This is a genomic window from Clavibacter zhangzhiyongii, assembly GCF_014775655.1.
In the GTDB taxonomy this organism is placed as follows: domain Bacteria; phylum Actinomycetota; class Actinomycetes; order Actinomycetales; family Microbacteriaceae; genus Clavibacter; species Clavibacter zhangzhiyongii.
Genome location: NZ_CP061274.1, coordinates 1,994,404 through 2,019,225, shown reverse-complemented (window position 1 = coordinate 2,019,225; position 24,822 = coordinate 1,994,404). Strand labels below are relative to the sequence as shown.

Sequence of the window (24,822 nt, the reverse complement as noted above, 5' to 3'; positions counted from 1 at the left end):
CCGGATCCGGGCTCGAGCCCGGCGAGGACGCACGGGCGGTCATCCGCCCGGCCTCGCGCTCCCGCGTCCGCCCGGCACGGGCGCGGGATCCCGGCGCCGGGCGGCGGTCGTCCCGCGCGGCGTCGACGGGGACGGCTGCGGCACGACGGGGCGGATCCCGTCGTCGACGACCGCCTCGTCCGCCGCCCGGCCGCCCCGGCGCACGCGCTCGCGCGGTGCGGCGTCCGCGGGCCGGACGCGGCTGAGCGCGACGACGAGCGCGGCGACGCCCGCCAGGACGCCGGCCACGAGCGCCAGCCACGCGGCGATCTCGAACGGCACGCCGACCTGCGCGGGATCCATGAAGAAGTACGGGTACCAGCCGACGCGCGGCCCGCGCACCTCCGTGAAGGCGCACCACAGGACGGGGAACAGCATCGCCCAGCCGACCGCCTTCCAGGTCACGCGGGGGCGGCCGGGCGCGAGGGTCCAGTCGAGCAGCGCGTACGCGGGGATCACGAAGTGCAGCAGCCGGCTCGACCACGGCACCTCGACGTAGTAGGCCTGCGAGCTCGACTCCAGCACGATGAGGCCGAAGACGACGCCGGAGACCACGACGTAGCTGAGGACGACGGCCCGCACGGCCGCCATGAGCCGCGGCTCGACGCCCCCGCGGAGCGCGTGCGCCCCCGACGCGGTGAGCACGACCACCGCGGCCATGGCGCTCTGCGTCGTGAAGTAGCTGAACCAGTTCTCGGCGGCGAAGGTCGTGAAGCCCTGCACGTAGTCGAAGTCGGCGACGAGGGCGAGGGCCGCGACGAGGGCGGCGACCAGGCGCGCGCCACCGAGGATCCTCTGCACAGCACTCCGTCCGCGGACGACTCCCGGCGCCCCGCCCGGTCCAGTGTACGAACGCGAGTCTCACGATCCCCTCCGTGCCCTCGCGCGCCGTGGGCGGGAGCGGGAGGATGACGCGCATGAGCCCTCTATCGCGATCCACCAGCCAGCAGGTGCAGTTCGGATCCTTCGGCGGCGTCGACGTCCTCCAGGTCGTCGACGTGCCGCGCCCGTCGCCCGGGCCCGGGGAGGTCCTCGTCGAGGTCTTCGCCGCGGGCATCAACCACATCGAGGCGTACATCCGCCAGGGCCGGTTCCCCGAGGAGGTGCCGCACTCCTTCCCGAACGGGCAGGGCAGCGACTTCGCCGGCTGCATCGCCGCCGTCGGCGAGGGCGTCACCCGGTTCCGGAAGGGCCAGGACGTCCTCGGCCACACGGTCATGGCCGCGCACGCGACGCACGTGGTCGTGCCCGCGGGCAACGTCGTCCTGAAGCCCGCGCAGCTGCCGTGGGAGGTCGCCGGCGGGCTCTTCCTCGCGGGCCTCGTCGCGCACGACGTGCTGCACGCGGTCACCGTCGGCGAGGGCGACACGGTCGTCGTCACTGCGGCGGCCGGCGGTGTGGGCAGCATCCAGGCGCAGCTCGCGATGCGGCGCGGCGCCCGGGTCATCGGCACCTGCGGCGAGCGGAACTTCGACTACCTGCGCCAGATCGGCGTGACGCCCGTGGTCTACGGCGACGGACTCGTCGACCGCATCCGGAAGGCGGCGCCGAACGGCGTGCAGGGCTTCATCGACAACTTCGGCGGCGGTGAGGCCGTGGCGGAGGAGCTGGGCGTGGCCGGCAAGCGCTTCAGCTCGAGCGACGACCGGCGCGACCTCGAGCTCGAGGCCGTGCTGCCTCCCGTGGAGGAGGACGACGTGCACCGCTCGCGCACGCTGGCGACCGTCGCGGAGCTCGCGGCCAAGCGCGAGGTCGACGTCCTGGTCTCCGGGTTCTACCCGCTCGCGGAGGTGCAGGAGGCGTTCGACGATCTGGAGCGCCGGCACGCGCGCGGCAAGATCGTGCTCGGCATGCGGCCCGTGCACTACCCGGGCGACCGGCGCAGCACGGCGAAGGCGCGCGACGTGGCGGAGGGGCGGGCCTGATCCCGCGGCGGTCCGCGTCGGCCGCGGGTCCGGCGGCCGTGGGTCCGGCGGGCTCAGGCTCGGAGGACCTCGGCGGGCTCCGGCTCGGCCGGCGTCTCGATGTGCGCCTCGCGCCAGCGGAGCAGGTCGCGCACGGCGGGCGACTCGTCGCACTCCAGCATGACGACGGCCGCGTGCGGCGTCGCGTCGTTGACGGCGAGCCAGGAGCGCACGCGCTCCGAGGTGTCGCCCACGAGCATCGTCAGCACGGACGCGGGGGCTGCGGGATTGCGGGCCAGGCACGCGCGCACGCCCTCGTCGGCGTCGCGGGCGAGGGCCTGCTGCACGTCGAGCGGCGCGTGCCGGCTGCTGGCCACGCTCTCGCGCACCTTGGGGTCGCGGTGCTCGGAGAGCAGGCGCAGGCGGCGGATCTTGCTGGGCGTCACCTCGGGCGCGGGATGCAGCGCCGCGGCCTGCTCCGCGGTGAGGACGGCGGGCGCGGTCCGGTGCAGGGCCTCGAGCTGCGCGGCGGTGGTGAACCTGATGCACGACATGCCCCGACGCTACCGGGGGCGCCCGTGAGATGGTGGATCGCATGACCGTCGACCTCCCGCCCGAGCCCGCGCGCGGAGCGCATCGCGACAGCGGTGACGCGTGGGTCGAGGGTCCCGACGGCCAGCGCTTCTGGGGCGCCTACGGCGCCGCCGGCCTCCTCGTGCACGATCCGGCCCGCGGCGTGCTGCTGCAGCACCGCGTCGCGTGGAGCCACCACGGCGGCACGTGGGGCCTGCCGGGCGGGGCGCGGCACGCGGGCGAGTCGGCGGTCGACGGCGCCGCGCGCGAGTCGGCGGAGGAGGCGGGGGTGCCGCCCGCGGGGATCCGGCCCGTGCTCGCCACCGTGCTCGACCTCGGGTTCTGGAGCTACACGACCGTCACCGCGCGGGTCCTCCGCCCGTTCGCGCCGCGCGTGGCCGACGCGGAGAGCATCGAGCTGCGCTGGGTGCCCGTGGACGAGGTGTCCGCGCTGCCGCTGCACCCGGGCTTCGGCCGCTCCTGGGACATGCTGCGGCGGGAGCTCGACCGCGAGGTCGCGCTCGTGGTCGACACCGCGAACCTGCTCGGCTCCCGGCCCGACGGCTGGTGGCGCGACCGGGCCGGATCCACGTCCCGCCTCCTCGCGGAGCTCGACGGCCTCGCGCGCGACGGCCTCCCCGCCGCCGACCTCGGGCTGCCGGGCGACGTGCGCTGGCCCGACGTGGTGGCGGTCGTGGAGGGGCACGCGCGCGACGCGGCGCTCCCCTCCTCGCCCGTGCCGGATCCCGCGGAGCCCACCCTGCGGGCTCCCGGCGTGGCCGTGGTCGCCGCCTCCGCGGACGGCGACGGCGAGATCGTGCGCGTCGTGGGCGGCGCGCGGGGAGCGGGCCGCGAGGTCGTCGTGGTCACCGCCGACCGCGGGCTCCAGGCGCGCGTCGAGGCGCTCGGCGCGCGCGTGCTCGGACCCGGGCGGATCCGCGCGCTGCTCGACGCGCGCGCGGACCGCGCCGCGGGCTAGGCCGCGGGAGCCGCGGGGAGCGCCGGAGCCTCCAGGCCGGCCACGGTATCCGCCGGCACCGCAGCCGCGAGCTCGGCGACGATCGCGTCGCGCCACAGCGCGTGCAGCGCCTCGGCCGTCCGCCGGTCCCGCGCGGCGAGCACGCCGCCGGACGCCGGGAAGAGCGCGTCGTCCCCGTCGGCGTCGAGGACCACGCCGCCCGCCTCGCGCACGATGAGCGTCGCCGCGAGGTGGTCGACGGGACCGAACTGCCCGATGACCGCGCCCGCGCCGTGCCCGAGCGCGATGCCGGCGACCGTCAGGGTGCCGGATCCCATGATCCGCAGCGTGCAGTAGCGCTCCGCGAGCGCGCCCAGCAGCGGCAGCATCCCCGGCCAAGGCGCGTGGCCCGCGAGCTCGGTGCTCACCATCCGGCCGCGCAGGGGATCGGCCGCGGGCGCGACGACGCCGTGCGGGGTAGCCGCCAGGTCGAGCCGGCGCCCGTCCGACCAGGCGCCCTCGCCGTGGGCCGCCTCGACGAGCGTGCCGCGCCACGGATCCGCGACGACGCCCACCACGGGCGCGCCGTCGACCACGAGCGCGAGCGAGAAGCTCGTCCACGGCACGCCGTTCGCGAGGTTCGCGGTGCCGTCGACCGGGTCGAGGTACCAGCACGGCCGGCCCGGCACGGCCTCGCCGCCGTACTCCTCGCCGACCAGCACGTGGTGCGGGAACTGGGCGCCGATCACGGCGCGCACGTCGCGCTCGACGGCGCGGTCGATCTCGGTCACGTGGTCGGCCGGGTTCGCCTTCGTCGCCACGTCGCCCACCGCGTGCGAACGGACGCGGTGCACGGCCCAGCCGGCGAGGTCACGGGCCACGGACCGCGCGCGGAGGCGCTCCGCGGCGGGGTCCACGGCCGCCGCGTCGGCCGCGGAGGCGTCCGCGGCCCGGCGCGCGAGCACGTCGAGGACGAGCGGCAGCTCGTTCGTCGTGATCGCGTCCACGCCGATCGCGGCGAGCCACGCCATCTGCGCGGGCTCGTCGACGGTCCACGCGGCGACGCGGGCGCCCAGCGCGTGCACGGCCGCGACGAGCGCGGGTCCCACGAGGAGGTGCGGCAGGTTGACCACGGCGGGGCGGAGCTCCGCGAGGTCGGCGGCGGTCGGCGGCACGGCGTCCGCCCAGGGCAGCCAGATCACGGCGTGGGGGTCGAGCGCGCGGATCGTCCGCATGCCGTCGACGTGGCCGCACCACGCGACGCGCGGCGCACGCGGGGCGGCCGCGACGACCGCGTGGGCGGCGGCCGCGGGATCGCCCGAGGCCATGTCGATCACGAGCTCCGCGTCGGTGCCGGCCAGCAGCTCCAGCGCCTCGGCGAGCAGCGGGATCCGCGTCGCGCCGCCGCCGAGGCCGCGCACCTCCGCGAGGTCGAGGTCGGCGACGCGCGCGTCGGCGCCCCAGAGGCGCTCGAGCGTCGCGTCGTGCAGCAGCACCGCCTCGCCGTCGCGCGTGATCCGCACGTCGACCTCGACGACCGCCGCGCCGGCCTCGGCCGCCGAGCGGAGGGCGGCCAGCGTGTTCTCGCGGTGCCGGGAGGAGTCGCCGCGGTGGGCGGTCGCGGCGGTCATCGGACCGCGCCCGCGCTCGCGGCGCGCTCGGAGGCCGGAGAGGCGGAGGCGGCGGCGGAGGACCGGGGCCCGTCGTCCACGAGCGCCCCGTCGCGGTAGTGCCGCACGTCGCGCAGCACGACGGTGCCGCCGGCGCCGACCGCGGGCGCGGATCCGGTGACGAGCGCGCGCACCTCCACGCCGCCCGCGTCGAGCACGAGCTCCTGGAAGTGGCCGTGCGGCAGCACGCGGCGGACGACGACCGAGGTCGCCTCGGCCTCGGGCTGCGGGCCCCGCGGCGCGAAGGACACGTCCTCGGGCCGCACCGCCCAGACGTCCCGGTCGGCGGACGTCGGCGCGAACGCCGTGGGCGCCCCCGGGACGAGCGTCTCCGGCGTCGTCCCCTGCAGGCGCGGCGCCGGCAGCAGGTTCATGCTGCCGATGAACGACGCGACCACGAGCGTCCGGGGCCTCGCGTACAGCTCCGTGGGCGCGGACACCTGCTCGATCCGGCCCTCGTGCATCACGGCCACGCGGTCGGAGATGGCGAGCGCCTCGTCCTGGTCGTGCGTGACCATGAGGGTCGTGATCCCGAGCCGCTGCTGGATGTCGCGGATCTCCTCGCGCACCTTCACCCGCAGCTTCGCGTCGAGGTTCGACAGCGGCTCGTCGAGGAGCAGCAGGTCGGGCTCCTGCACGATGGCGCGGGCGAGGGCGGCGCGCTGCTGCTCGCCGCCCGAGATGTGAGCGGGACGCGAGTGCGCGTGGTGGGCGAGGTTCACGGTCTCGAGGGCCGCCATCACGCGCCGGCCGACCTCGTCCTTGGGCAGCTTCCGCAGCGTGAGCGGGAACGCGACGTTCTTGAAGACCGTGAGGTGCGGCCAGAGCGCGTAGTTCTGGAACACCATCGCGCTCGGCCGACGGTCGGGGCCCGCGGCGGTGACGTCGCGGCCGCCCACGTGGACGGATCCGCGGTCGGGCTCGAGGAAGCCCGCGATCATGCGCAGCGTCGTCGTCTTGCCGCAGCCGCTGGGGCCGAGCAGCGCGACGAGCTCGCCGCGCGCGACGTCGAGGTGGAGGTCGTCGACGATCGTGCGCCCGCCGAGGTCCTTGGAGAGCCCGGCGACGAGGAGCCCGGACGCCGGGGCGATCGCGGTGGCGTCGTCGTGCCCGCGCGCGGGGGCGGATGCGGTGGAGGGGAGTGCGGATGCGGTCATGGCCGGCCTAACGGATCTGGAAGCCCTCGGCCAGACGCCCGCCCATGATGTGGCGGCGGGCGAGCAGGAGGAGGGCGACGGAGGGGACGGAGAGGAGGATCGCGAACACGGCGGCGACCTGCTTCGGGTGGTTGAGGACGAGCGAGTACATCTCGGTCGGCATGGTCATGTAGACGGGAGCGCCGACGAGGTACGTGCCCTGCGCCTCGTCGAAGGCGGCGAGGAACGACATGAGGACCGCCACGAGGATCCCGGGCAGCGCGAGCGGCAGGGTCACGTGCAGGAACGTGCGCACGCGGCCCGCGCCCGCGTCGCGCGCGGCCTCCTCGAGGGAGCGCGGCACGGCGCTGAACGCGGCGGCCGGGATCCAGGTCATGAACACGACCGTGCCGATCAGCTGCACGATGACGATGCCCGCGACGGTGTTCATGAGGTGCAGCCCGTAGAACAGCGACGCCATCGACACGAAGAGCCCCATCTTGGGGAACGCGTTCGTGGCGAACAGGCCCACGAGGAGGATCCGCCGCCCGGGGAACGAGAACCGCGAGAAGGCGTAGGCCGCGGGCAGGCACACCAGCGCCGAGACCAGCACCGTGATGGGCGCGAAGTACAGCGAGTTGCGCACGGCCGCGGCGAGCTGCGGGTCCTCGAACACGACGGACCACCAGCGGAGCGTGAGGCCGGCGGGCAGGAGGCTCGGGTAGTCCCAGTCCGTGGCGAAGGCGTGCGCCGCGAGCCAGAGGAGCGGGCCGAGGATGAAGACCGCGACGACCGCGAACAGGGCGGCCTGGATCCACCCGCGGGCGGAGAGGAGCGCGCGCATCAGACCCGGCCCTCCTTCTTCGCCGAACGGAAGTTGGCGCGCACGTAGAGGAACGCGATCCCGGAGGCGAGCACGAAGACGACGACCGCCATCACGATCGACTGCTGCGGGTGGTTGAAGCCCGTGAAGTACTTCGAGATGTCGACGCCGAGCATGCTGGGCGCGTTCGGGCCGGTGAAGTACGGCACGGTGAACGAGCCGAGCACGCCGATGGCCGTGAACGTCGTCGCGATCACGAGGGGGATGGCGGCCAGCGGCACGAGCACGCGCGTGACGATCGCCCACGTGGAGGCGCCGGCGTCGCGGGCCGCCTCGATCATGGCGTCGGGGATGCCCTGCACGCCCGAGGTCGCCATGAGCGTCGCGAACGGCAGGCTCGTCCAGACCGATCCGATGACCACCGCGACGGTCGTGTAGCCCCACGTCGGCCCCTCGAGTCCGAGGAGCGCGAACGCCGTGCGGACGAAGCCGTCGCCCGAGTAGAACGTGAGGATCGCCCAGGAGGCGATGACCACGGGGATGAACAGCGGCACGATCGCGAGGCCCGCGAACACCGAGGCGAGCCGCCCGCCGCGCAGGCGCAGGTTGAGCGCGATCGCGAGCGACAGGGCGATGACGATCGCGGTGGAGACGACCGTCACGAGCACCGTCACCCCGAGGTCGCGGACGAAGCGCGGGTCGGTGAACACGTCGACGTAGGCGTCGAAGGTGCCCCACCAGCTCGTGGCGGTGCGCGTGCCGAGGCCGATCGACGCGACGGTGCTGTTGAGCCCGCCCGTGTGGCCGAGGCTGAAGCCGATCGCGAGCACGACGGGGATCCCGACGAACACGGCGAGCAGCAGCGCCGGCGGGAGGGCGAGGGCCAGGCCGACGCCGGCACGGCGGGTCTCCGGGGAGACCCGCCTGGCGCGGACGGCCCGGGCGGCGGGGGCCGCCGTCCGGACGGCCGTCACTGGCCGGGCACCTTCCGGTCCCACAGGTTCGACATGTCGGACGCCATCTGGCTCTGGTAGCCGGGGCGGAGGGTCGCGGGGTCGGCGGAGGAGAACTGCGCCCTGAGGTCCTCGGGCACCTGGTCGAGCGAGATGACGGGGTAGCCCGCGATGGTGCTCGCGATGACCGCCTGGCCCTCGGCGGAGAGGACGTAGTCGGCCAGCTTCCGCGCGACGTCCGCGTGCTCGGCCGTCTTCGGGATGCCGAGGAAGGAGGCGTGGCCGGTGAAGGCCGGGGCGGAGATCTGGGTGTACCGGACCGTCGACGGCAGCGTGCCCGACTTCTGCGCGGTGATGACCTGGTCGCTCCAGACGGGGGCCATCTGGATGGCGCCCGTGCCGAGCAGGTCGAGCACCTGGTTGTTGCCGTTCGGGTACACGCCGCCCTGGTACATGGAGGCGTTCAGGCTCCTGAGCTGGTCGAAGCCCGCGTCCCACGCGCCCTCGAGCGACTGGTCGTAGCCGGTCGTCATCTTCTCCCGCGTGGCGTCGTCGAGGTGCGAGTCGAGCACGGTGGTCACGAAGGCGCCGCCGGATCCGCCGGTGGAGGGGGAGTTGTAGGCGAACTGGCCGGGGTGCGCGGTGATCCACGCGAGCAGGTCGTCGAGCGTCCTCGGCGGGTCGGTGACCTCCGTGGAGTCGTAGGCGAGGAGCACGGACGAGGCGCGGTAGGGGATCCCGAAGCCGCCGCCCGCCTGCACGGTCGCGTCGGGCACGGTCGCGAGGTTGGGGATCGTGTCGGCCGAGACGGGCGCGAGCAGCCCGCCCGTACCCGCCGCCGCGGTGAAGCCGGCGTCGACGAGGTCGTAGCCGGGGTCGGATCCGCCCTGCACCGAGCTCGTGAGCGTCGCCATGGTCTGCGCGTCGTGCTCGCCGTGCAGGTCGAGCGTCGTGGTGACGCTGGCGCCGGGGTTCGCCTTCTCGAACGCGGGGATGATCCCGTCGTCCCAGAGGGCCTGGACGTTGGTGTCGCCGGAGATGAAGACCCGGGCGGTGCCCGAGGCGTCGGTCACGGCGTGGTTCTGCGCCTGGGCCTGCGTGCTCGTGGTGGGAGCGCAGCCGGCGAGCGCGACCGCGGCTGAGGCGGCGGCGGCGAGGGCGAGGAGGTGACGGCGGGGGATCACGGGTCGGGTGTCCTTCTGCTGGGGGAGCGATGCGGATCGCATCGTTTCGATGGTGCGGGTCACCGGTGGCCCGCACGTGAACGGAACGTTGCGATCCGCGCCCGCGAGGGCGAACGGGCCCGTCCGGCGGCGGCTCCTGAATAGGGTGGATCGCATGAGGAGGAACTCGCCGCGCACCTCCGTGACGCTCGCCGACGTGGCCGCGCTCGCCGGCGTCTCCACCTCCACGGCGTCGCTCGCCTACCGCAGCACGGGGTCGATCACGCCGGCCACGCGCGCCCGGATCCTCGCCGCCGCCGCCGACATCGGGTACGCGGGGCCGGATCCCACCGCCCGGTCGCTGAAGAGCGGCCGGTCCGGCATCGTCGGCGTGGTCGTGGCGGGCAGCATCCGCCGGGCGTTCCAGAACCCGGTCGCGCTCGCGACCATGGCGGGCCTCTCGGAGGCGCTCGACGAGCTCGAGGTGGGGCAGCTGCTCCTGCCGGGTCGTCGCGAGCCGCGCGCCGGATCCGCGACGCTCCTGGAGGGCATGCCCGTCGACGCCGTCGTGTTCCTCACCCGCGGCGAGGAGGTGGACGCGCTCCTGCCGGGCCTCCGCGCGCGCCGGATCCCCATGGTCGGCGTCGAGGGTCCGCACGACGAGGGCGTCGCCGTGGTCGACATCGACGACGCGCGCGGCATGGGCGAGCTGGCCCGGCACGTGCGCGCGCTGGGCCACCGCCGCGTCGGCGTGCTGATGCGCACCACGCGCATCGAGGAGGACGGACCGCCCGGCCCCGTCCTGCCCGTGGGCGACGGCCTCGAGGGGATCGTCAACCGCACCATCCGGGAGCGGCTCCGCGCGGCGCGCGCCGTGTTCCCGGACGCCGTCCGCGTCGAGGCGGGCGGCCGCGACCTCCCGGCGGGGGAGGCCGCCGCGGCCGTGCTGCTCGACCTGCCGTCGCGGCCCACGGCGATCCTCGCCCAGAACGACGTGCTCGCCGCGAGCGTGCTGCGGGCGGCGGCCGCGCGCGGGATCCGCGTGCCCGACGAGCTCACGGTCACCGGCTTCGACGGCGCCGACCTGCCGTGGCTCGGCCGGCGGCTCACCACGGTCGAGCAGCCCCTGCACGACCGCGGGGTGCAGGCCGGGCGCATGGTCGGCGAGCTGCTCGCGGGTCGCACGCCGGCGAGCGTCGTGCTGCCCGTGCGCGTGCGCCTCGGCGAGACGGCGGCGGCGCCCGCGTGATCGCGGCGGCCGGCGGCCACCGGCCGGGCGCTACCGGCCGCGCTACCTGCCCGCGGGATCCGTCACGAAGTCGATGAGCTGCTCCACCCGGCCGAGGAGCGCCGGCTCCAGGTCCTGGTAGGAGCGCACCTGGCCGAGGATCCGCTGCCAGGCCCGCGCGATGTCGGCCTGCTCGGCGTGCGGCCAGCCGAGCGCGGCGCAGATGCCGTGCTTCCACTCGACGTGCCGCGGGATGACGGGCCACTCGCGGAGCCCGAGCCGCGCGGGCTTCACCGACTGCCACACGTCCACGTAGGGGTGGCCGACCACGAGCGCGTGCGCGCGGTGCGGCCCGCGGGCGACGGCCTCGGCGATCCGGCTCTCCTTGGATCCCGGCACGAGGTGGTCGACGAGCACGCCGACGCGGCGGCCCTTCCCGGGGCGGAAGCGGTCGAGCTCCTCGTCGAGGTGGTCGACGCCCTCGAGGTACTCGACGACGACGCCCTCGATGCGGAGGTCCTCGCCCCACACCTTCTCAACCAGCTCGGCGTCGTGCCGGCCCTCCACGAAGATCCGGCTGGGCAGGGCCACGCGGGCCCGGGCGTCGGCGACCGCCAGCGACCCGGACGCCGTGCGCGCGGGACCGGCGGGCGCCGCGCGGGGCACGCGCAGCGCCACGGGCTCGCCCTCGAGCAGGAAGGACCCGCCGAGCGGGAAGGTGCGCTGCTTCCGCCGGAAGTCCTCGAGCACGACCATGCCGGACTCGACGCGCACGATCGCGCCGCAGAACCCGGTGGACAGCTCCTCGACCACGAGGTCGCGCGTCGCGTCCTGCGGCCGGGGCCCCGCCTTCGCGGGTCCGCGCCATCCGGCGGCGAGCACGTTCTGTCCGTAGCGGTCGTCGTCGAAGGGGGGCGGCGTCATCCCCCCAGGCTCCCACGGGACGCGTCGCGCACCCGGTCGACGAGCCGACGCCACGGTCCGTCGACGGCGGCCTCGCCGAGGCGCGCCTCGCGGTCGCCCGCGCGCACGACGTAGACGAAGCGGTCGGCGCCCGGCGTGGGCGCGGCCGGCTCGTCCCAGGGGCAGTCGTCGACCAGCGCGCACCACGCGGCCTGCTCGTCCGCCCCGTCGTCCACGCGCACCGACCAGGTGCGGGTCATGCCCGCCATCCCGCCCGTGCGCGACACGGCGATCTCCACCTAGACCTCGATCCCGACGCCCTCCCACGCCGCCTGGACCGCGGCGACCTCGGACGCGCCCTCACCGTACCGCGCGGCCGCCGCCTCGACCGTGGCGCGCGCGAAGGCGGCGAAGTCGGCGTCGGCGCGGACGGCGCCGGCGTCGATCACGTCGTACCAGACGCGGCCCGCGCCCTCCCAGGCCTCCCCGCCGATGGCCGTGGCCGCGAGGAAGAACGCGCGGTTCGGGATGCCGGAGTTGATGTGGACGCCGCCGTTGTCCTCCTCGGTCTCCACGTAGTCGTCCATGTGGCCGGGCTGCGGGTCCTTCCCGAGCACGTCGTCGTCGTACGCCGTGCCCGGCGCGCGCATGGAGCGGAGCGCGAGGCCCGTGGACCGGTCGAGGAACAGCTCGGCGCCGACGAGCCAGGTGGCCTCGTCCGCCGTCTGCCCCAGCGCGTGCTGCTCCACCAGCACGCCGAACACGTCGGAGATCGACTCGTTGAGCGCGCCCGACTGCCCCTGGTAGACGAGGCCGAGCGTGAGCTCGGTGACCCCGTGGGTCAGCTCGTGCCCGATGACCGTGAGCGACCGCGTGAACGGCGCGAACACCTCGCCGTCCCCGTCGCCGAAGACCATGCGGGTGCCGTCCCAGAACGCGTTGTCGTACTCCTCGCCGTAGTGCACCGTCGCGAGCAGCGGGAGGCCGCGGTCGTCGAGCGACTCGCGGCCGTAGACCTCGGAGAAGAGGGAGTAGGTGGCGCCGAGCCCGGCGTACGCCTCGTCGACCTCCGCGTCGCCCGTGTCGGGCGCGCCCTCGACGCGCACCGTGCGGCCGGGCAGCTCCTCGCGGTTCCCCGCGTCGGAGATCGTGCGGTGGATCCCCGACGGGTCGCGCTCCGCGAGCGCCGACGCGTCCGGCCGGGCGCCCGGCCCGCGGCGGTCGTGGATGAGCGGCCCCTGGTCGCGGAGCGCGCGGCGGGCGGCCTGCCGCGCGGCGGACACCCGGTCGGGATCGGCCTCGGCGAGGCGGGTCAGCAGGTACGGCGGGAGGATCGTGCGTCTCATGCTCCGAGACTCGCACGGGGCGGCGACATCGTCACGGGCGCGGGCGGATCCGCCGTCGGGCTCGCGCGCGCCGCCGACGTGCCGTACGGTGCGTCACCTGGTCCAGCGGTACCCGAGCTCCGGCCGGCCGGGCGTGCCGTAGCGCGGCACGCGCTCCACCTGGCCCACGTCCGCCAGGTACTCGAGGTACCGGCGGGCCGTCACGCGCGACACGTCGAGCACGCCCGACACCTCCGCGGCCGAGACCCCGTCGGCGCCGCGCGCCGCTGCCGCCGACGCCCCGTCGCCGCGGGCGATGCCGCGCACGAGGTCGAGCGTCTCCGCCGACATGCCCTTCGGCAGCCGGGCGTCGGACGCGGGGGAGCGCAGCGCCGCGAGAGCGCGGTCCACCTGCAGCTGCGTCGTGCTCCCGCCGTCGGCGCCCAGCCCCTCCCGGTAGCCGACGTAGGCGGCCATCTTCTCCGCGAAGGCCGCGAAGGTGAACGGCTTGATGAGGTACTGCACGATCCCCGCGGTCACCGAGCTGCGCACCACGGCCTGGTCGCGCACGGCGGTCACGGCGACGACGTCGGTCACGCGGCCGGCCGCGCGCAGGCGGCGGCAGACCTCCAGGCCGTGCATGTCGGGCAGGGTCATGTCGAGGAGCACGAGGTCGATCCCGGCGGAGGCCCCGGCGTCCGCGCCGGCCTCCGCTCCCGCGCCGGACTCCGCGAGGATCCGCAGCGCCTCGCCGCCCGTGTGCGCGACGCCCGCCACCGCGAAGCCGTCGAGCCGACCGACGTAGGCGGCGTGGGCCTCCGCGGTGAGCACATCGTCGTCGACGACCAGGACGCGGATCACGCGCGCGCCCCGGCCGCGCCGACGTCGGCCGGCGAGCCCGTGTCCGCAGGCAGGACGACCCGCAGGCGCGCGCCGCCGAGCCGGGCGTCCGCGTCGCCCACCTCGACCGTTCCGCCGAGCCGCGCCGCCGAGCGCGCCACGAGGGCGAGCCCCACGCCGCGCGGCCCGTCCTCGGCCGCCTTCGTCGTCACGCCGTACTCCAGCACCCGGGGCCGCACGACGGGATCCACGCCCGGCCCGTCGTCCTGGACCTCGATCACGAGCGCGCCCGCCGCCGTCCGCGACAGCGCGAGCTCGACGCGGCCCCGGTCGTCGCCGCGGGCGGTCGCCCCCGAGGGGTCCGCGGCCGCGTCGACGGCGTTGTCGACGAGGTTGCCGACGATGGTCACGAGCTCGGGCGCGGGCACGCCGGGGTCGCCCGTGCCGGCGGCGACGCGCACCGTCAGCTCCACCCCGCGCTCCGCCGCCTGCGCCGCCTTGCCGCGCACGAGCGCCCGCACGACGGGATCCGCGTCCTCGGCGAGCCCGCCCTTGGACGCCCGCCGGTCGGTCTCCAGCTCCGCCGCCGCGAGGGCCAGCGCCTCGCGCGGCCGCTCCAGCTCGATGAGCGAGACGATCGTGTGCAGCCGGTTCGCGAACTCGTGCGTCTGCGCGCGCATCGCATCCGACAGCGTCCGGAGCGTCGCCAGCTCGCCCGACAGCCGCTGGATCTCCGTCCGGTCCCGCAGCGTCGTGACCGTGCCCAGCCGCGCGGCGCTCCCCGTGCGTCCCGTGGGCAGCGCGGGCCGCTGGGTGACGACGAGCACGCGGCCCGACGGCAGGTGCACGACCTCGTCGGCCGACGCGCCGGACGCGAGCAGCCGCTCGAGGGCCGCGGGCAGGCCGAGCGCGGCGACGTCGACGGGCCCGTCCGCCGGATCCAGGTCCAGCCCGAGCAGCTCGGCCGCCGGGTCGTTGTGGAGCGCGAGCCGCCGGTCGCGGTCGACGAGCACGATGCCCTCGCCGACGGAGTGCAGCACCGACTCGTGGTACGCGAGCATCCGCGCCATCTCCTCGGGCCCGAGCCCCCAGGTGGTCCGCTCGAGCGAGCGGCTGAGGAGCACGGCACCGGCCGCGAGCAGCAGCGCGAGCGCGCCGACCGTGCCGACGAGCCCCGGCAGGCGCGCGCCCAGCACCTCGGTCACGCGCTCCACGGTGACGCCAGCGGCGACGAGCCCGACGATCCCGCCCGCCGCGTCGCGCACGGGGACGACGGCCCGGACGCTCGGCCCGAGCGTCCCCGTGGAGGTCTCCGTCATGGGGCGCCCGGCGAGCGCGGGTCCCGTGGTGCCGAGGTAGCGGCCGCCGATCTCGTCGGGGTCGGGGTGCGTGACCCGCACGGTGTCGCGGTCCATGATCGTGACGAAGTCGACCCCGGTGTCGCGCGTCACGTCGAGCGAGTAGTCGAGCAGAGCGCCCGTGGGATCCGCCGACGCGAGCCCCTCCGCGACCCGCGGCGCGTCGGCCACCGTGGTCGCCACGGCGAGGCTCCGGTCGGCGGCGGCCTGCTCGGCCCGCTGTCGCGAGTCGGCGAAGAGCGCCGCGGTCGCGACGACCGCGACGACGAGCAGCACCGCGAGCTGGACGGCGAGCAGACGCGCCGCGATGCCGCGCGGCCGACCCAGGCGCGGCCGGCCGAGGCGCGGCCGGCCCGGGCGCGGGGGTCGGCTGCGGTCGGCGAGCGCGCGTCGGGACATGCCGCCTCCTCGCCCCCGCGGCAGTCGCCCCGGCAGGAACATTATGAACACAACGCCGGGCCCCGCCCGCGCGTCGGACATGCTGACGGGGACCGTCGTGCACCCCGCGTGCCGACGCCGCTCACGAGACAAGGACGTCCCATGACCAACCCCATCGCCGCGCTCCGCCGCCTGGACCGCCAGCACTACCTCTACATCGCCGTCATCGTGGCGGTGCTCCTCGGCGTCACCGTCGGGCTCGTCGCCCCCGAGGCGGGCGTGGCCCTCAAGCCGATCGGCGACGCGTTCGTCGCCCTCATCAAGATGATGATCGCGCCCATCATCTTCTGCACGATCGTGCTCGGCGTCGGATCCGTGGCCAAGGCCGCCACCGTCGGCCGCGTCGGCGGGCTCGCGCTCCTCTACTTCATCGTCATGTCCACGTTCGCGCTGGCGATCGGCCTGGTCGTCGGCAACCTCATCCACCCGGGCGAGGGCCTCGACCTCAGCGGCCTGCGGGCGCCGGAGGGCTCCACGGAGGCGACCGACGAGAAGGACTTCCTCCTCTCGATCATCCCGACGTCGCTCCTCTCGTCGCTCACCTCGGGCAGCATCCTGCAGACCCTGTTCGTGGCGCTGCTCGTCGGCTTCGCGCTGCAGCAGCTCGGGAAGCGCGGCGAGCCGGTGCTCGAGGGGATCCGCAACATCCAGGTCCTCGTGTTCCGCATCCTCAGCATGGTGATGTGGGTCGCCCCGCTCGGCGCGTTCGGCGCCATCGCCGCGGTCGTCGGCGCGACCGGGATCCAGGCCGTCATCAGCCTGGCGACCCTGATGATCGGCTTCTACATCACGTGCGCGCTGTTCATCGTGGTGGTGCTGGGCACGCTGCTGTGGTTCGTCGCCCGCGTCAGCATCTTCCGGCTGATGAGGTACCTGGGCCGCGAGTACCTGCTCATCGTGTCGACGTCCTCCTCCGAGGTCGCGCTGCCCCGCCTCATCGCGAAGATGGAGCACGTCGGCGTCTCCAAGCCCGTCGTCGGCATCACGGTGCCCACCGGCTACTCGTTCAACCTCGACGGCACGGCCATCTACCTCACGATGGCGTCCCTCTTCATCGCGAGCGCGCTCGGCAGCCCCCTGGCGCTCGGCGAGCAGGTCTCGCTACTGGTCTTCATGATCATCGCGTCGAAGGGCGCGGCGGGCGTCACGGGCGCCGGCCTCGCCACCCTCGCGGGCGGGCTGCAGTCGCACCGCCCGGACCTCGTGGACGGCGTCGGCCTCATCGTCGGCATCGACCGCTTCATGTCTGAGGCGCGCGCCCTCACGAACTTCACCGGCAACGCCGTCGCGACCCTCCTCATCGGCACGTGGACCCGCGGCATCGACGCCGACCGCGTGGCGCTCGTCCTCGGCGGCGGCGACCCGTTCGACGAGACGAGCATGGGCACCGAGCACGAGGCGGACGTGACGGCGCCCGCCGAGGCGCTCGAGGCCGACGTGACGCGCGCGCCCGGGCTCGGCGACGAGCCGCGCGGCACCTCCCGCTGAGCGGCGTCGAGGCCACGCCCGGGCCGATCCCGGCGTGGTCCCGGCCGTGTCCGATCCGTTACGCTGTCAGGTCACAGGAGGTACGACCATGGATGGACGCGAAGAGGGTCACGGCGCCACGCGCCTGCCCGAGCAGTACACGAGCACGGACACCACGGCGACCTTCCGCGATGAGCTGGGAGCGGCCCTCGCGGGCCTCGACGGCGCGGTCTCGGCCGACGAGAAGGAGGCCGTCACGGCGCTCCCGTCCGGATCCGCCCTGCTCGTCGTCCGCCGCGGTCCGAACCAGGGCGCCCGCTTCCTCCTCGACGCCGACGTCACGGTCGCGGGGCGCCACCCCGACGCCGACATCTTCCTCGACGACGTCACCGTGTCGCGCCGTCACGCGGAGTTCGTCCGCCAGGGCACGTCGTTCCAGGTGAAGGACCTCGGCTCGCTCAACGGCACGTACTTCGACGGCGTCCGCATCGACACGGCCCTCCTCCAGGACGGCGCCGAGGTCCAGGTGGGCAAGTTCCGCCTCACCTTCTACGCCTCGCGCACCGACCTCGTCGGCCGGACGATCGAGTAGTGCCGGCGTCCGCCGCCCGGTCGACGCCAGCCCGCACCCCCGGTCTCCTCAGCATCGGGCAGGTGCTGGCGCGCCTCACCCCGGAGTTCCCCGACCTCACCAACAGCAAGCTCCGCTTCCTCGAGGAGCAGGGTCTCGTGCAGCCCTCGCGCACCGAGTCCGGCTACCGCAAGTTCAGCCCGTCCGACGTCGAGCGCCTCCGCACCGTCCTCGGCATGCAGCGGGACCACTACCTCCCGCTCAAGGTCATCCGCTCCTACCTGCGCGACCTCGACGCCGGCCTCTCGCCCGCGCTCCCCGGCGGCGCGACCACGCCCCCCACCTCCATGCTCGACCAGGAGCGCCGGTACAGCCGCGCCGAGCTCGTGCGCGAGTCGGGCGCCACCGCGCCGCTGCTGGGCGACGCCATCACCGCGGGCGTGCTCATGCCCGCCGAGGTCTACGGCGAGGACGCCGTGCAGGTGATGCGCGCGCTCGTCGAGCTGCAGCGCACGGGCATCGAGCCGCGGCACCTCCGCGGCTTCCGTCAGGCCGCGGAGCGCGAGCTGAGCCTCATCGAGTCGGCCCTCGTGCCCGTCTCCCGGCGCCGCGACGCGTCGAGCCGTGCCCACGCCGCCGAGCTCGCGCGGGAGATCGCGACGCAGCTCGAGGTCGTGCGGGGGAGCCTCATCCGCTCGGCGCTCGGCCGCCTGTCGTCCTGACCGGGCTCGCGCGGCGACGCCCGGCCCGTAGACTGACGTGTCCGCCCGGGGCCGTCCGCATGCCAGCCGGTCCGAGCGGGAGCGGTCGATGCGCACCCCCGACGGGGGCGCCGCGGAGGGCCGGGACGACACGCCGGGGGCTTCCGCCGGATGTCGTTGATCGGGCCCGCGGGCCCCGCTACCGTGAGAACACGATCCCGACGAACCGACCCGAGCAGCGCACGACCCCCACCGGGGCGAGCGCTGTGGGGTGGAAGGCAGAACGATGAGCGACTCCACCCCGGACTCCGGGCGCTACGACCTCGGTCTGCTGTTCACCGACGGGCTCCCCGAGATGGACGCCAGCGCCGGCTACCGCGGTGCCGTCGCCGCCCGCGCCGCCGGGATCACCTACCGCCAGCTCGACTACTGGGCCCGCACCGGCCTCGTCGAGCCCACCGTCCGCGGGGCCTCCGGCTCCGGCACCCAGCGCCTCTACGGCTTCCGCGACATCCTCGTGCTGAAGCTCGTCAAGCGCCTTCTCGACACCGGCATCTCCCTCCAGCAGATCCGCACCGCCGTGAACCAGCTCCGCGAGTCCGGGGTCGTCGACCTCGCGCAGACCACCCTCATGAGCGATGGCGCCAGCGTCTACCTCTGCACCAGCAACGACGAGGTCATCGACCTCGTGAGCCGCGGTCAGGGCGTCTTCGGCATCGCCGTCGGCAAGGTCCTCCGCGAGGTCGAGCACTCCCTGGTCGAGATCGACACCCAGACGGTCGACCCCACGGACGAGCTCGCCGCCCGTCGCGCCGTCAAGGCCTCCTAGGCCCGAGCGCCCTTCCGTCCGCCTGGCGTCCGGCATCCCGGTACCGGCTCGCCCTGCACGCGTATGCCCGCGACGACGGACGCCGCCCCTCGAGGAGGAGTGGCGTCAGGTCGGCGGAGCAGCCCGATCAGCGCGCGGCGTTCTCCGCGTAGTCGCCGATCTTCGCCGTGCGCATGATGCGCTCGAGCAGCTGGTCGAAGTTGCGCGCCATCTCCTGCGCGCTCTCGCCGGGCCACACGTGCAACGGCTTGGCGGCGCCCTGCGCCTGCTGGAGCGACGTGCGCTCGGGCAGCTGCGGGCTCAGCACGAGCGGGCCGAACATGTCGCGGAGCTCCTTGATGCGGAACTGGTGCTCGAGCGACTGCACGCGGGCGCGGTTGACGATGATGCCGAGGGGCTGCAGGCGGGGGGAGAGGCCGCGGCGGATCTCCTCGATGGCGCGCAGCGCGCGGTCGGCGGCGGCGACGGAGAAGAGGCCGGGCTCGGTGACGACGGTGACCCGGTCGCTCGCCGCCCACGCGGTGCGCGTGAGCGCGTTGAGGGAGGGCGCGCAGTCGATGAGGACGAGGTCGTAGTCGGCCTCGACGTTCGCGAGGGCCTCCTCGAGCTTCCAGATGTCGCGGATGCTGGGGTGCGGGCCGTCGAAGTTGATGGCGGACGGGCTGCCGATCATGACGTCGATGGTGCCGGTGCGCCCCTTGGTCCAGCCGCTCGGCGCGATCGCCGCGCGGACGATCTTCTCCTTCGGGGAGGCGAGCACGTCGGCGACGTTGAGGTGGCCGGCGACCTGGATGTCCATGCCCGTGGACACGTCGGCCTGCGGATCGAGATCGACCACGAGGGTCCTCAAGCCGCGGGAGAAGGCGGCGGACGCCAGTCCCAGGGTCACTGTGGTCTTGCCCACGCCCCCCTTGAGGGAGCTGACGCTCAGTACATGCACGGGGGACAGGCTAGCGTCGATACTCGGGGAAGACCTAAACGCGCCGGGTCCCGACGCCCCATCGACGAGAGGCCCCGCCATGTTCACGAAGATCCTGGTCGCCAATCGCGGGGAGATCGCGATCCGCGCCTTCCGTGCCGCCGTGGAGCTGGGCGCCCGCACCGTCGCGGTCTACCCTTACGAGGACCGCGGATCCATGCACCGGCTGAAGGCCGACGAGGCCTACCTCATCGGCGAGCAGGGCCACCCGGTGCGCGCCTACCTCGACGTCGACGAGATCATCCGCGTGGCGAAGGAGTCGGGCGCGGACGCCATCTACCCGGGGTACGGCTTCCTCTCGGAGAACCCCGGCCTCGCGCGCGCCGCGACGGCCGCCGGCATCGCCTTCATCGGACCCGGCGCCGACGTGCTCGAGATGGCCGGCAACAAGGTCACGGCCAAGGAGCACGCGACCGCGGCGGGCGTCCCCGTGCTCGCCTCCACGCCCCCGTCGACGGACGTCGACCTGCTCCTGGCGCAGGCCGAGGGCATCGGCTTCCCCGTCTTCGCCAAGGCCGTCGCGGGCGGCGGCGGGCGCGGCATGCGCCGGGTCGAGCGCCCCGAGGACCTCGAGGACGCGCTGCGCGCCGCGATGCGCGAGGCCGACAGCGCGTTCGGCGACGCGACCATGTTCCTCGAGCAGGCGGTGCTCCGGCCCCGGCACATCGAGGTGCAGATCCTCGCGGACGCGACAGGCGAGACCGTGCACCTCTTCGAGCGCGACTGCTCGGTGCAGCGGCGCCACCAGAAGGTCGTGGAGATCGCGCCGGCGCCGGGCCTCGATCCGGCGATCCGCGACTCCATGCACGCGCACGCCGTCGCGTTCGCCCGGAGCATCGGGTACGTGAACGCCGGCACCGTCGAGTTCCTGCTCGACACCGAGGGGCCGCGCGCGGGACAGCACGTCTTCATCGAGATGAACCCGCGCATCCAGGTGGAGCACACGGTCACCGAGGAGGTCACGGACGTCGACCTCGTGCAGTCGCAGATGCGCATCGCGGCGGGGGAGACCCTCGGCGAGCTGGGCCTGCACCAGGACGACATCGTGCTGCGGGGTGCGGCGCTGCAGTGCCGCATCACGACGGAGGACCCGGCGCAGGGCTTCCGGCCGGACACCGGGAAGATCACGACGTACCGCTCGCCCGGCGGCGGCGGGATCCGCATCGACGGCGGCACCGTCGCGACCGGCGCCCAGATCAGCCCGCACTTCGACTCGATGCTCGCGAAGCTCACGTGCCGCGGCCGCGACTTCCCGGCGGCCGTCACACGGGCGAAGCGCGCCCTCGCGGAGTTCCGGATCCGCGGCGTCTCCACGAACATCCCGTTCCTCCAGGCCGTGCTCGACGACCCGGCGTTCCAGGCCGGCGACATCAGCACGGCCTTCATCGACGAGCGTCCGGGCCTCGTCCGCAGCAACGTCTCCAAGGACCGCGGGACGAAGATCCTCAACTGGCTGGCCGACGTCACGGTCAACCAGCCGAACGGGCCCCGCACCGCCGACGTCCGCCCGGCCGACAAGCTGCCCGCCGTGGACCTCCAGGCGCCGGTGCCCGCGGGATCCCGCCAGCGCCTGCTCGAGCTCGGCCCGCGCGGCTTCGCCGAGGCCCTGCGCGCGCAGACCGCACTCGCCGTCACCGAGACCACGTTCCGCGACGCGCACCAGTCGCTGCTCGCGACGCGCGTGCGCACCCGCGACCTCGTGGCGGTCGCGCCGCACGTCGCGCGCACGACGCCGGAGCTGCTGTCGGTCGAGGCGTGGGGCGGCGCGACCTACGACGTCGCGCTCCGCTTCCTCGGCGAGGACCCGTGGGAGCGGCTCGCGTCGCTGCGCGAGGCGCTGCCGAACATCGCCATCCAGATGCTGCTGCGCGGGGCCAACACGGTCGGCTACACGCCGTACCCCGCCGAGGTCACCGACGCGTTCGTCCACGAGGCGGCCGCCACGGGCGTCGACGTCTTCCGCATCTTCGACGCGCTCAACGACGTGGAGCGGATGCGGCCGGCCATCGACGCCGTGCTCGCCACGGGCAGCACGGTCGCCGAGGTCGCGCTCTGCTACACGGGCAACCTGCTCGACCCGGCCGAGGACCTCTACACGCTGGACTACTACCTCGGGCTCGCGGAGCGGAGCGTCGCCGCCGGGGCGCACATCCTCGCGATCAAGGACATGGCCGGGCTCCTGCGCCCCGCCGCGGCCGAGCGCCTCGTCACGGCGCTGCGTCGTGAGTTCGACCTCCCGGTGCACGTCCACACGCACGACACCGCGGGCGGTCAGCTCGCCACGCTGCTCGCCGCCAGCCGCGCCGGCGCCGACGCGGTCGACGTCGCGAGCGCGCCCATGTCGGGCACCACGAGCCAGCCGTCCGCGTCCGCGCTGGTCGCGGCCCTCGCGCACACCGAGCGGGACACGGGCCTCTCCCTCGACGCGGTCAGCGACCTCGAGCCCTACTGGGAGGCGGTGCGCCGGCTCTACCGCCCCTTCGAGTCCGGGCTGACCGGTCCCACCGGGCGCGTGTACCGGCACGAGATCCCGGGCGGCCAGCTGTCGAACCTCCGCCAGCAGGCCATCGCGCTCGGCCTCGCCGACCACTTCGAGCTCATCGAGGACATGTACGCCGCCGCCGACCGGATCCTCGGCCGCATCCCCAAGGTCACGCCGTCGTCGAAGGTGGTCGGCGACCTCGCCCTCCAGCTCGCGGCCGCGCGCGTCGACCCGCGGGACTTCGCCGAGAACCCGCAGGACCACGACATCCCCGACTCCGTCGTCGGCTTCATGGCCGGCGAGCTCGGCGACCTGCCCGGCGGCTGGCCCGAGCCGTTCCGCACGCGCGTGCTGCAGGGTCGCGACGTGCGCATCGGCGTCACGCCCCTGTCCGACGAGGACCGTCGGGCGCTCGAGGTTCCGGGCGTCGAGCGGCGCCGCACCCTCAACCGGCTGCTGTTCCCGCAGCCCACGGAGCAGTTCGAGACCATCCGCGAGCTGTTCGGCGACCTGTCCGTGCTCGACACCGAGGACTACCTCCACGGGCTCCGCCAGGGGCAGGAGCACGTCGTGCGGATCAGCCGCGGCGTCGAGGTGTTCATCGGGCTCGAGGCGGTGGGCGACGCCGACGAGTCGGGCATGCGCACGGTCATGGCGGTCATGAACGGCCAGCTGCGTCCCGTCTTCGTGCGCGACCGCGGCACCGCCGTCACCGCGGCCGTCGCCGAGAAGGCCGACGCGTCGCGGCCCGGCCACGTCGCGGCCCCGTTCTCCGGCGTCGTGACGCTCAAGGTCGAGGAGGGCCAGGTCATCGCCGCCGGCCAGGCCGTCGCGTCGATCGAGGCGATGAAGATGGAGGCGGCCATCACGTCGCCCGTCGCGGGGCGCATCGGGCGCCTCGCGGTCCCGACCACGCACCAGGTCGACGCGGGCGACCTGCTCGTCGTCGTCGAGCAGCAGGAGAGAGCACCCAGATGACCGACGCCCCGCAGGACCCGCAGCAGGACGAGCACTACGACCTCGTGATCGTGGGGGCCGGATCCGGCAACTCCATCGCCGACGAGCGGTTCGCCGACCAGCGCGTGCTCCTCGTCGACGACGGCGAGCACTTCGGCGGCACGTGCCTCAACGCGGGCTGCATCCCCACGAAGATGCTCGTGCACGTGGCCGACGTCGCCGCGGAGACCCGCGACGGCGCGGCCCTCGGCATCCGCGCGTCGGTCGACGCCGTCGACTGGCCCGCCATCAGCGCCCGCGTCTTCGGCCGCATCGACGCCATCAGCGAGGGCGGCCGCGAGTGGCGCGAGTCGGGCATGGAGAACGTCGCGCTGCTGCGCGAGAGCGTGGGATTCGAGTCGCCGGGCGTGCTCGTGTCCGCGAGCGGGCAGCGGATCACCGCCGACCGGATCGTCCTCGCGGCCGGCTCCCGCCCGCGTCCGCTCCCGGCCGTCTACGCGCCGGACCCCGCGATCCACGACTCCGACTCGATCATGCGCATCGCCGAGCTCCCCGCCTCGCTCCTCATCGTGGGCGGCGGGTACGTGGCGGCCGAGTTCGCGCACGTCTTCAGCCACCTCGGCGTGCACGTGACCCAGGTCGCCCGCTCCGGGCACCTGCTCGGCAACCTCGACCGGGACGTCTCCACGCGCTTCACGACGCTCGCGCGCACGCAGTGGGACGTCATCACCGACTGCGAGGTGGAGGAGATCGAGCGCGACGGCGACGTGCTGCGCTCGCGCCTCGCGTCCGGCCACCTCCTCGAGACGCAGGCGGTGCTCGTCGCGCTCGGGCGCGTCCCGAACACCGACACGCTGGCGGTCGCGAACGCCGGCTACGACCTGCACGAGGACGGCCGCATCGTGGTCGACGACCGGCAGCGCGTGCTCGCGGGCGGCGAGCCCGTGCCCGGCGTCTTCGCGCTCGGCGACATCAGCTCCGACCACCAGCTCAAGCACGTCGCGAACCACCAGGCCCGCATCGTGCAGCACAACCTCCTGCACCCCGACGACCTCGTCGGCGGAGCGCCGGGGCCCGTCCCGCAGGCGGTCTTCTCGCGCCCGCAGATCGGGTCGTTCGGCCTCACGGAGGCGGAGGCGCGCGAAGCCGGTCCCGTCGTCACGATCGAGCAGCCCTACTCGTCGACGGCGTGGGGCTGGGCCCTGGAGGACACGACGTCCTTCTGCAAGCTCGTGGTGGATCCCCGCGACGGCGGCACGATCCTCGGCGCTCACATCATCGGGTCCGACTCGGCCGCGCTCATCCAGCCGCTGCTCACCGCCGCGAGCCTCGGCCACCGCGTCACCGGGCTCGCGCGGGCGCAGTACTGGCCGCACCCGGCCGTCACGGAGGTCGTCGAGAACGCGCTGCTGGCCGCCGAGTCGGCCGTGGCCGGGTGGGCACGGGAGAATGGTCCGGGCGATGCGCCCGCGGGGGCCGGTCGACCCTGACCCGCCGCCCGCCAGAGGACCCACGGAAGCAGAGA

Annotated in this window: 22 protein-coding genes; 9 read left to right on the top strand and 13 right to left on the bottom strand. The window is 74.7% G+C overall.

The window, feature by feature from the left end:
* Nucleotides 1-39: 39 nt before the first annotated feature.
* A complete protein-coding gene (locus H9X71_RS09570; protein WP_244961546.1) occupies nucleotides 40-840 on the bottom strand; it encodes a Pr6Pr family membrane protein in 801 nt (266 codons plus the stop codon).
* 116 nt (nucleotides 841-956) lie between these two features.
* On the opposite strand from H9X71_RS09570, the gene H9X71_RS09565 reads away from it, so the two are divergent.
* The gene (locus H9X71_RS09565) at nucleotides 957-1,964 is read left to right on the top strand and encodes an NADP-dependent oxidoreductase (RefSeq protein WP_244961544.1); all 1,008 of its coding nucleotides are present in this window, start codon (nucleotides 957-959) and stop codon (nucleotides 1,962-1,964) included.
* 53 nt (nucleotides 1,965-2,017) lie between these two features.
* Here the strand turns inward: H9X71_RS09565 and H9X71_RS09560 are convergent, their stop codons facing one another.
* Nucleotides 2,018-2,497 carry a hypothetical protein gene (locus tag H9X71_RS09560; RefSeq protein WP_191146884.1) on the bottom strand — a complete coding sequence of 160 codons (480 nt, stop codon included), beginning with the start codon at nucleotides 2,495-2,497 and terminating at the stop codon, nucleotides 2,018-2,020.
* A gap of 41 nt (nucleotides 2,498-2,538) precedes the next feature.
* On the opposite strand from H9X71_RS09560, the gene H9X71_RS09555 reads away from it, so the two are divergent.
* On the top strand, nucleotides 2,539-3,495 hold the full coding sequence (locus H9X71_RS09555; protein ID WP_191146883.1) for an NUDIX domain-containing protein: 957 nt from the start codon (nucleotides 2,539-2,541) through the stop codon (nucleotides 3,493-3,495).
* On the opposite strand, the gene H9X71_RS09550 is transcribed toward H9X71_RS09555, so the two are convergent.
* Genes H9X71_RS09550 through H9X71_RS09530 form a run of 5 tightly spaced genes read right to left on the bottom strand, consistent with a single transcriptional unit; the run spans nucleotide 3,492 to nucleotide 9,282 of the window.
* Entirely contained in the window at nucleotides 3,492-5,105 is a 1,614-nt protein-coding gene (locus tag H9X71_RS09550) for an inositol monophosphatase family protein (RefSeq protein ID WP_191146882.1), read from the bottom strand. The genes H9X71_RS09555 and H9X71_RS09550 overlap by 4 nt on opposite strands.
* The gene (locus H9X71_RS09545; protein WP_191146881.1) at nucleotides 5,102-6,301 is read right to left on the bottom strand and encodes an ABC transporter ATP-binding protein; all 1,200 of its coding nucleotides are present in this window, start codon (nucleotides 6,299-6,301) and stop codon (nucleotides 5,102-5,104) included. Before H9X71_RS09545 ends, H9X71_RS09550 begins: the two co-directional genes overlap by 4 nt.
* 7 nt (nucleotides 6,302-6,308) lie before the next feature.
* Nucleotides 6,309-7,124, bottom strand: coding sequence for an ABC transporter permease (locus H9X71_RS09540; RefSeq protein WP_191146880.1), 816 nt, complete (start codon nucleotides 7,122-7,124; stop codon nucleotides 6,309-6,311).
* Nucleotides 7,124-8,077 carry an ABC transporter permease gene (locus H9X71_RS09535; RefSeq protein ID WP_191146879.1) on the bottom strand — a complete coding sequence of 318 codons (954 nt, stop codon included), beginning with the start codon at nucleotides 8,075-8,077 and terminating at the stop codon, nucleotides 7,124-7,126. The genes H9X71_RS09540 and H9X71_RS09535 overlap by 1 nt, the downstream gene beginning before the upstream one ends.
* Nucleotides 8,074-9,282, bottom strand: a complete 1,209-nt coding sequence (locus tag H9X71_RS09530; protein ID WP_244961542.1) for an extracellular solute-binding protein — start codon at nucleotides 9,280-9,282, stop codon at nucleotides 8,074-8,076. Before H9X71_RS09530 ends, H9X71_RS09535 begins: the two co-directional genes overlap by 4 nt.
* A 112-nt stretch (nucleotides 9,283-9,394) precedes the next feature.
* On the opposite strand from H9X71_RS09530, the gene H9X71_RS09525 reads away from it, so the two are divergent.
* Complete coding sequence (locus H9X71_RS09525; protein ID WP_191146878.1) at nucleotides 9,395-10,468, top strand: substrate-binding domain-containing protein; 1,074 nt, start codon at nucleotides 9,395-9,397, stop codon at nucleotides 10,466-10,468.
* Nucleotides 10,469-10,510: 42 nt separating this feature from the next.
* On the opposite strand, the gene H9X71_RS09520 is transcribed toward H9X71_RS09525, so the two are convergent.
* From H9X71_RS09520 to H9X71_RS09500, 5 genes are all read right to left on the bottom strand, one after another.
* Nucleotides 10,511-11,371 (bottom strand): DUF3097 domain-containing protein, encoded by an 861-nt coding sequence (locus tag H9X71_RS09520; RefSeq protein WP_191146877.1) that lies wholly within the window; start codon nucleotides 11,369-11,371, stop codon nucleotides 10,511-10,513.
* Nucleotides 11,368-11,637 (bottom strand): protealysin inhibitor emfourin, encoded by a 270-nt coding sequence (locus H9X71_RS09515; protein ID WP_425321414.1) that lies wholly within the window; start codon nucleotides 11,635-11,637, stop codon nucleotides 11,368-11,370. The genes H9X71_RS09520 and H9X71_RS09515 overlap by 4 nt, the downstream gene beginning before the upstream one ends.
* A 12-nt stretch (nucleotides 11,638-11,649) precedes the next feature.
* Complete coding sequence (locus H9X71_RS09510) at nucleotides 11,650-12,696, bottom strand: M4 family metallopeptidase (RefSeq protein ID WP_191146875.1); 1,047 nt, start codon at nucleotides 12,694-12,696, stop codon at nucleotides 11,650-11,652.
* Between the two features lie 93 nt (nucleotides 12,697-12,789).
* Nucleotides 12,790-13,536 (bottom strand): response regulator, encoded by a 747-nt coding sequence (locus H9X71_RS09505; RefSeq protein ID WP_191146874.1) that lies wholly within the window; start codon nucleotides 13,534-13,536, stop codon nucleotides 12,790-12,792.
* Entirely contained in the window at nucleotides 13,533-15,272 is a 1,740-nt protein-coding gene (locus H9X71_RS09500) for a sensor histidine kinase (RefSeq protein WP_244961540.1), read from the bottom strand. The genes H9X71_RS09505 and H9X71_RS09500 overlap by 4 nt, the downstream gene beginning before the upstream one ends.
* Before the next feature lie 141 nt (nucleotides 15,273-15,413).
* On the opposite strand from H9X71_RS09500, the gene H9X71_RS09495 reads away from it, so the two are divergent.
* The 4 genes from H9X71_RS09495 to H9X71_RS09480 all read left to right on the top strand — a co-directional run bounded on the left by H9X71_RS09495 (nucleotide 15,414) and on the right by H9X71_RS09480 (nucleotide 18,879).
* Nucleotides 15,414-16,799, top strand: a complete 1,386-nt coding sequence (locus tag H9X71_RS09495) for a cation:dicarboxylate symporter family transporter (RefSeq protein ID WP_191146873.1) — start codon at nucleotides 15,414-15,416, stop codon at nucleotides 16,797-16,799.
* 88 nt (nucleotides 16,800-16,887) lie between these two features.
* Entirely contained in the window at nucleotides 16,888-17,370 is a 483-nt protein-coding gene (locus H9X71_RS09490; RefSeq protein ID WP_191146872.1) for an FHA domain-containing protein, read from the top strand.
* Nucleotides 17,370-18,071, top strand: coding sequence for a transcriptional regulator FtsR (gene ftsR / locus H9X71_RS09485; protein ID WP_191146871.1), 702 nt, complete (start codon nucleotides 17,370-17,372; stop codon nucleotides 18,069-18,071). Before H9X71_RS09490 ends, ftsR begins: the two co-directional genes overlap by 1 nt.
* A 265-nt stretch (nucleotides 18,072-18,336) precedes the next feature.
* Nucleotides 18,337-18,879 carry a MerR family transcriptional regulator gene (locus tag H9X71_RS09480; RefSeq protein WP_012038569.1) on the top strand — a complete coding sequence of 181 codons (543 nt, stop codon included), beginning with the start codon at nucleotides 18,337-18,339 and terminating at the stop codon, nucleotides 18,877-18,879.
* A 127-nt stretch (nucleotides 18,880-19,006) separates the two neighbouring features.
* Here the strand turns inward: H9X71_RS09480 and H9X71_RS09475 are convergent, their stop codons facing one another.
* The gene (locus tag H9X71_RS09475) at nucleotides 19,007-19,819 is read right to left on the bottom strand and encodes a ParA family protein (RefSeq protein ID WP_045528295.1); all 813 of its coding nucleotides are present in this window, start codon (nucleotides 19,817-19,819) and stop codon (nucleotides 19,007-19,009) included.
* A gap of 79 nt (nucleotides 19,820-19,898) precedes the next feature.
* On the opposite strand from H9X71_RS09475, the gene H9X71_RS09470 reads away from it, so the two are divergent.
* Nucleotides 19,899-23,318 carry a pyruvate carboxylase gene (locus H9X71_RS09470; protein ID WP_191146870.1) on the top strand — a complete coding sequence of 1,140 codons (3,420 nt, stop codon included), beginning with the start codon at nucleotides 19,899-19,901 and terminating at the stop codon, nucleotides 23,316-23,318.
* On the top strand, nucleotides 23,315-24,787 hold the full coding sequence (locus H9X71_RS09465) for a mycothione reductase (protein WP_191146869.1): 1,473 nt from the start codon (nucleotides 23,315-23,317) through the stop codon (nucleotides 24,785-24,787). Before H9X71_RS09470 ends, H9X71_RS09465 begins: the two co-directional genes overlap by 4 nt.
* Nucleotides 24,788-24,822 lie beyond the last annotated feature (35 nt).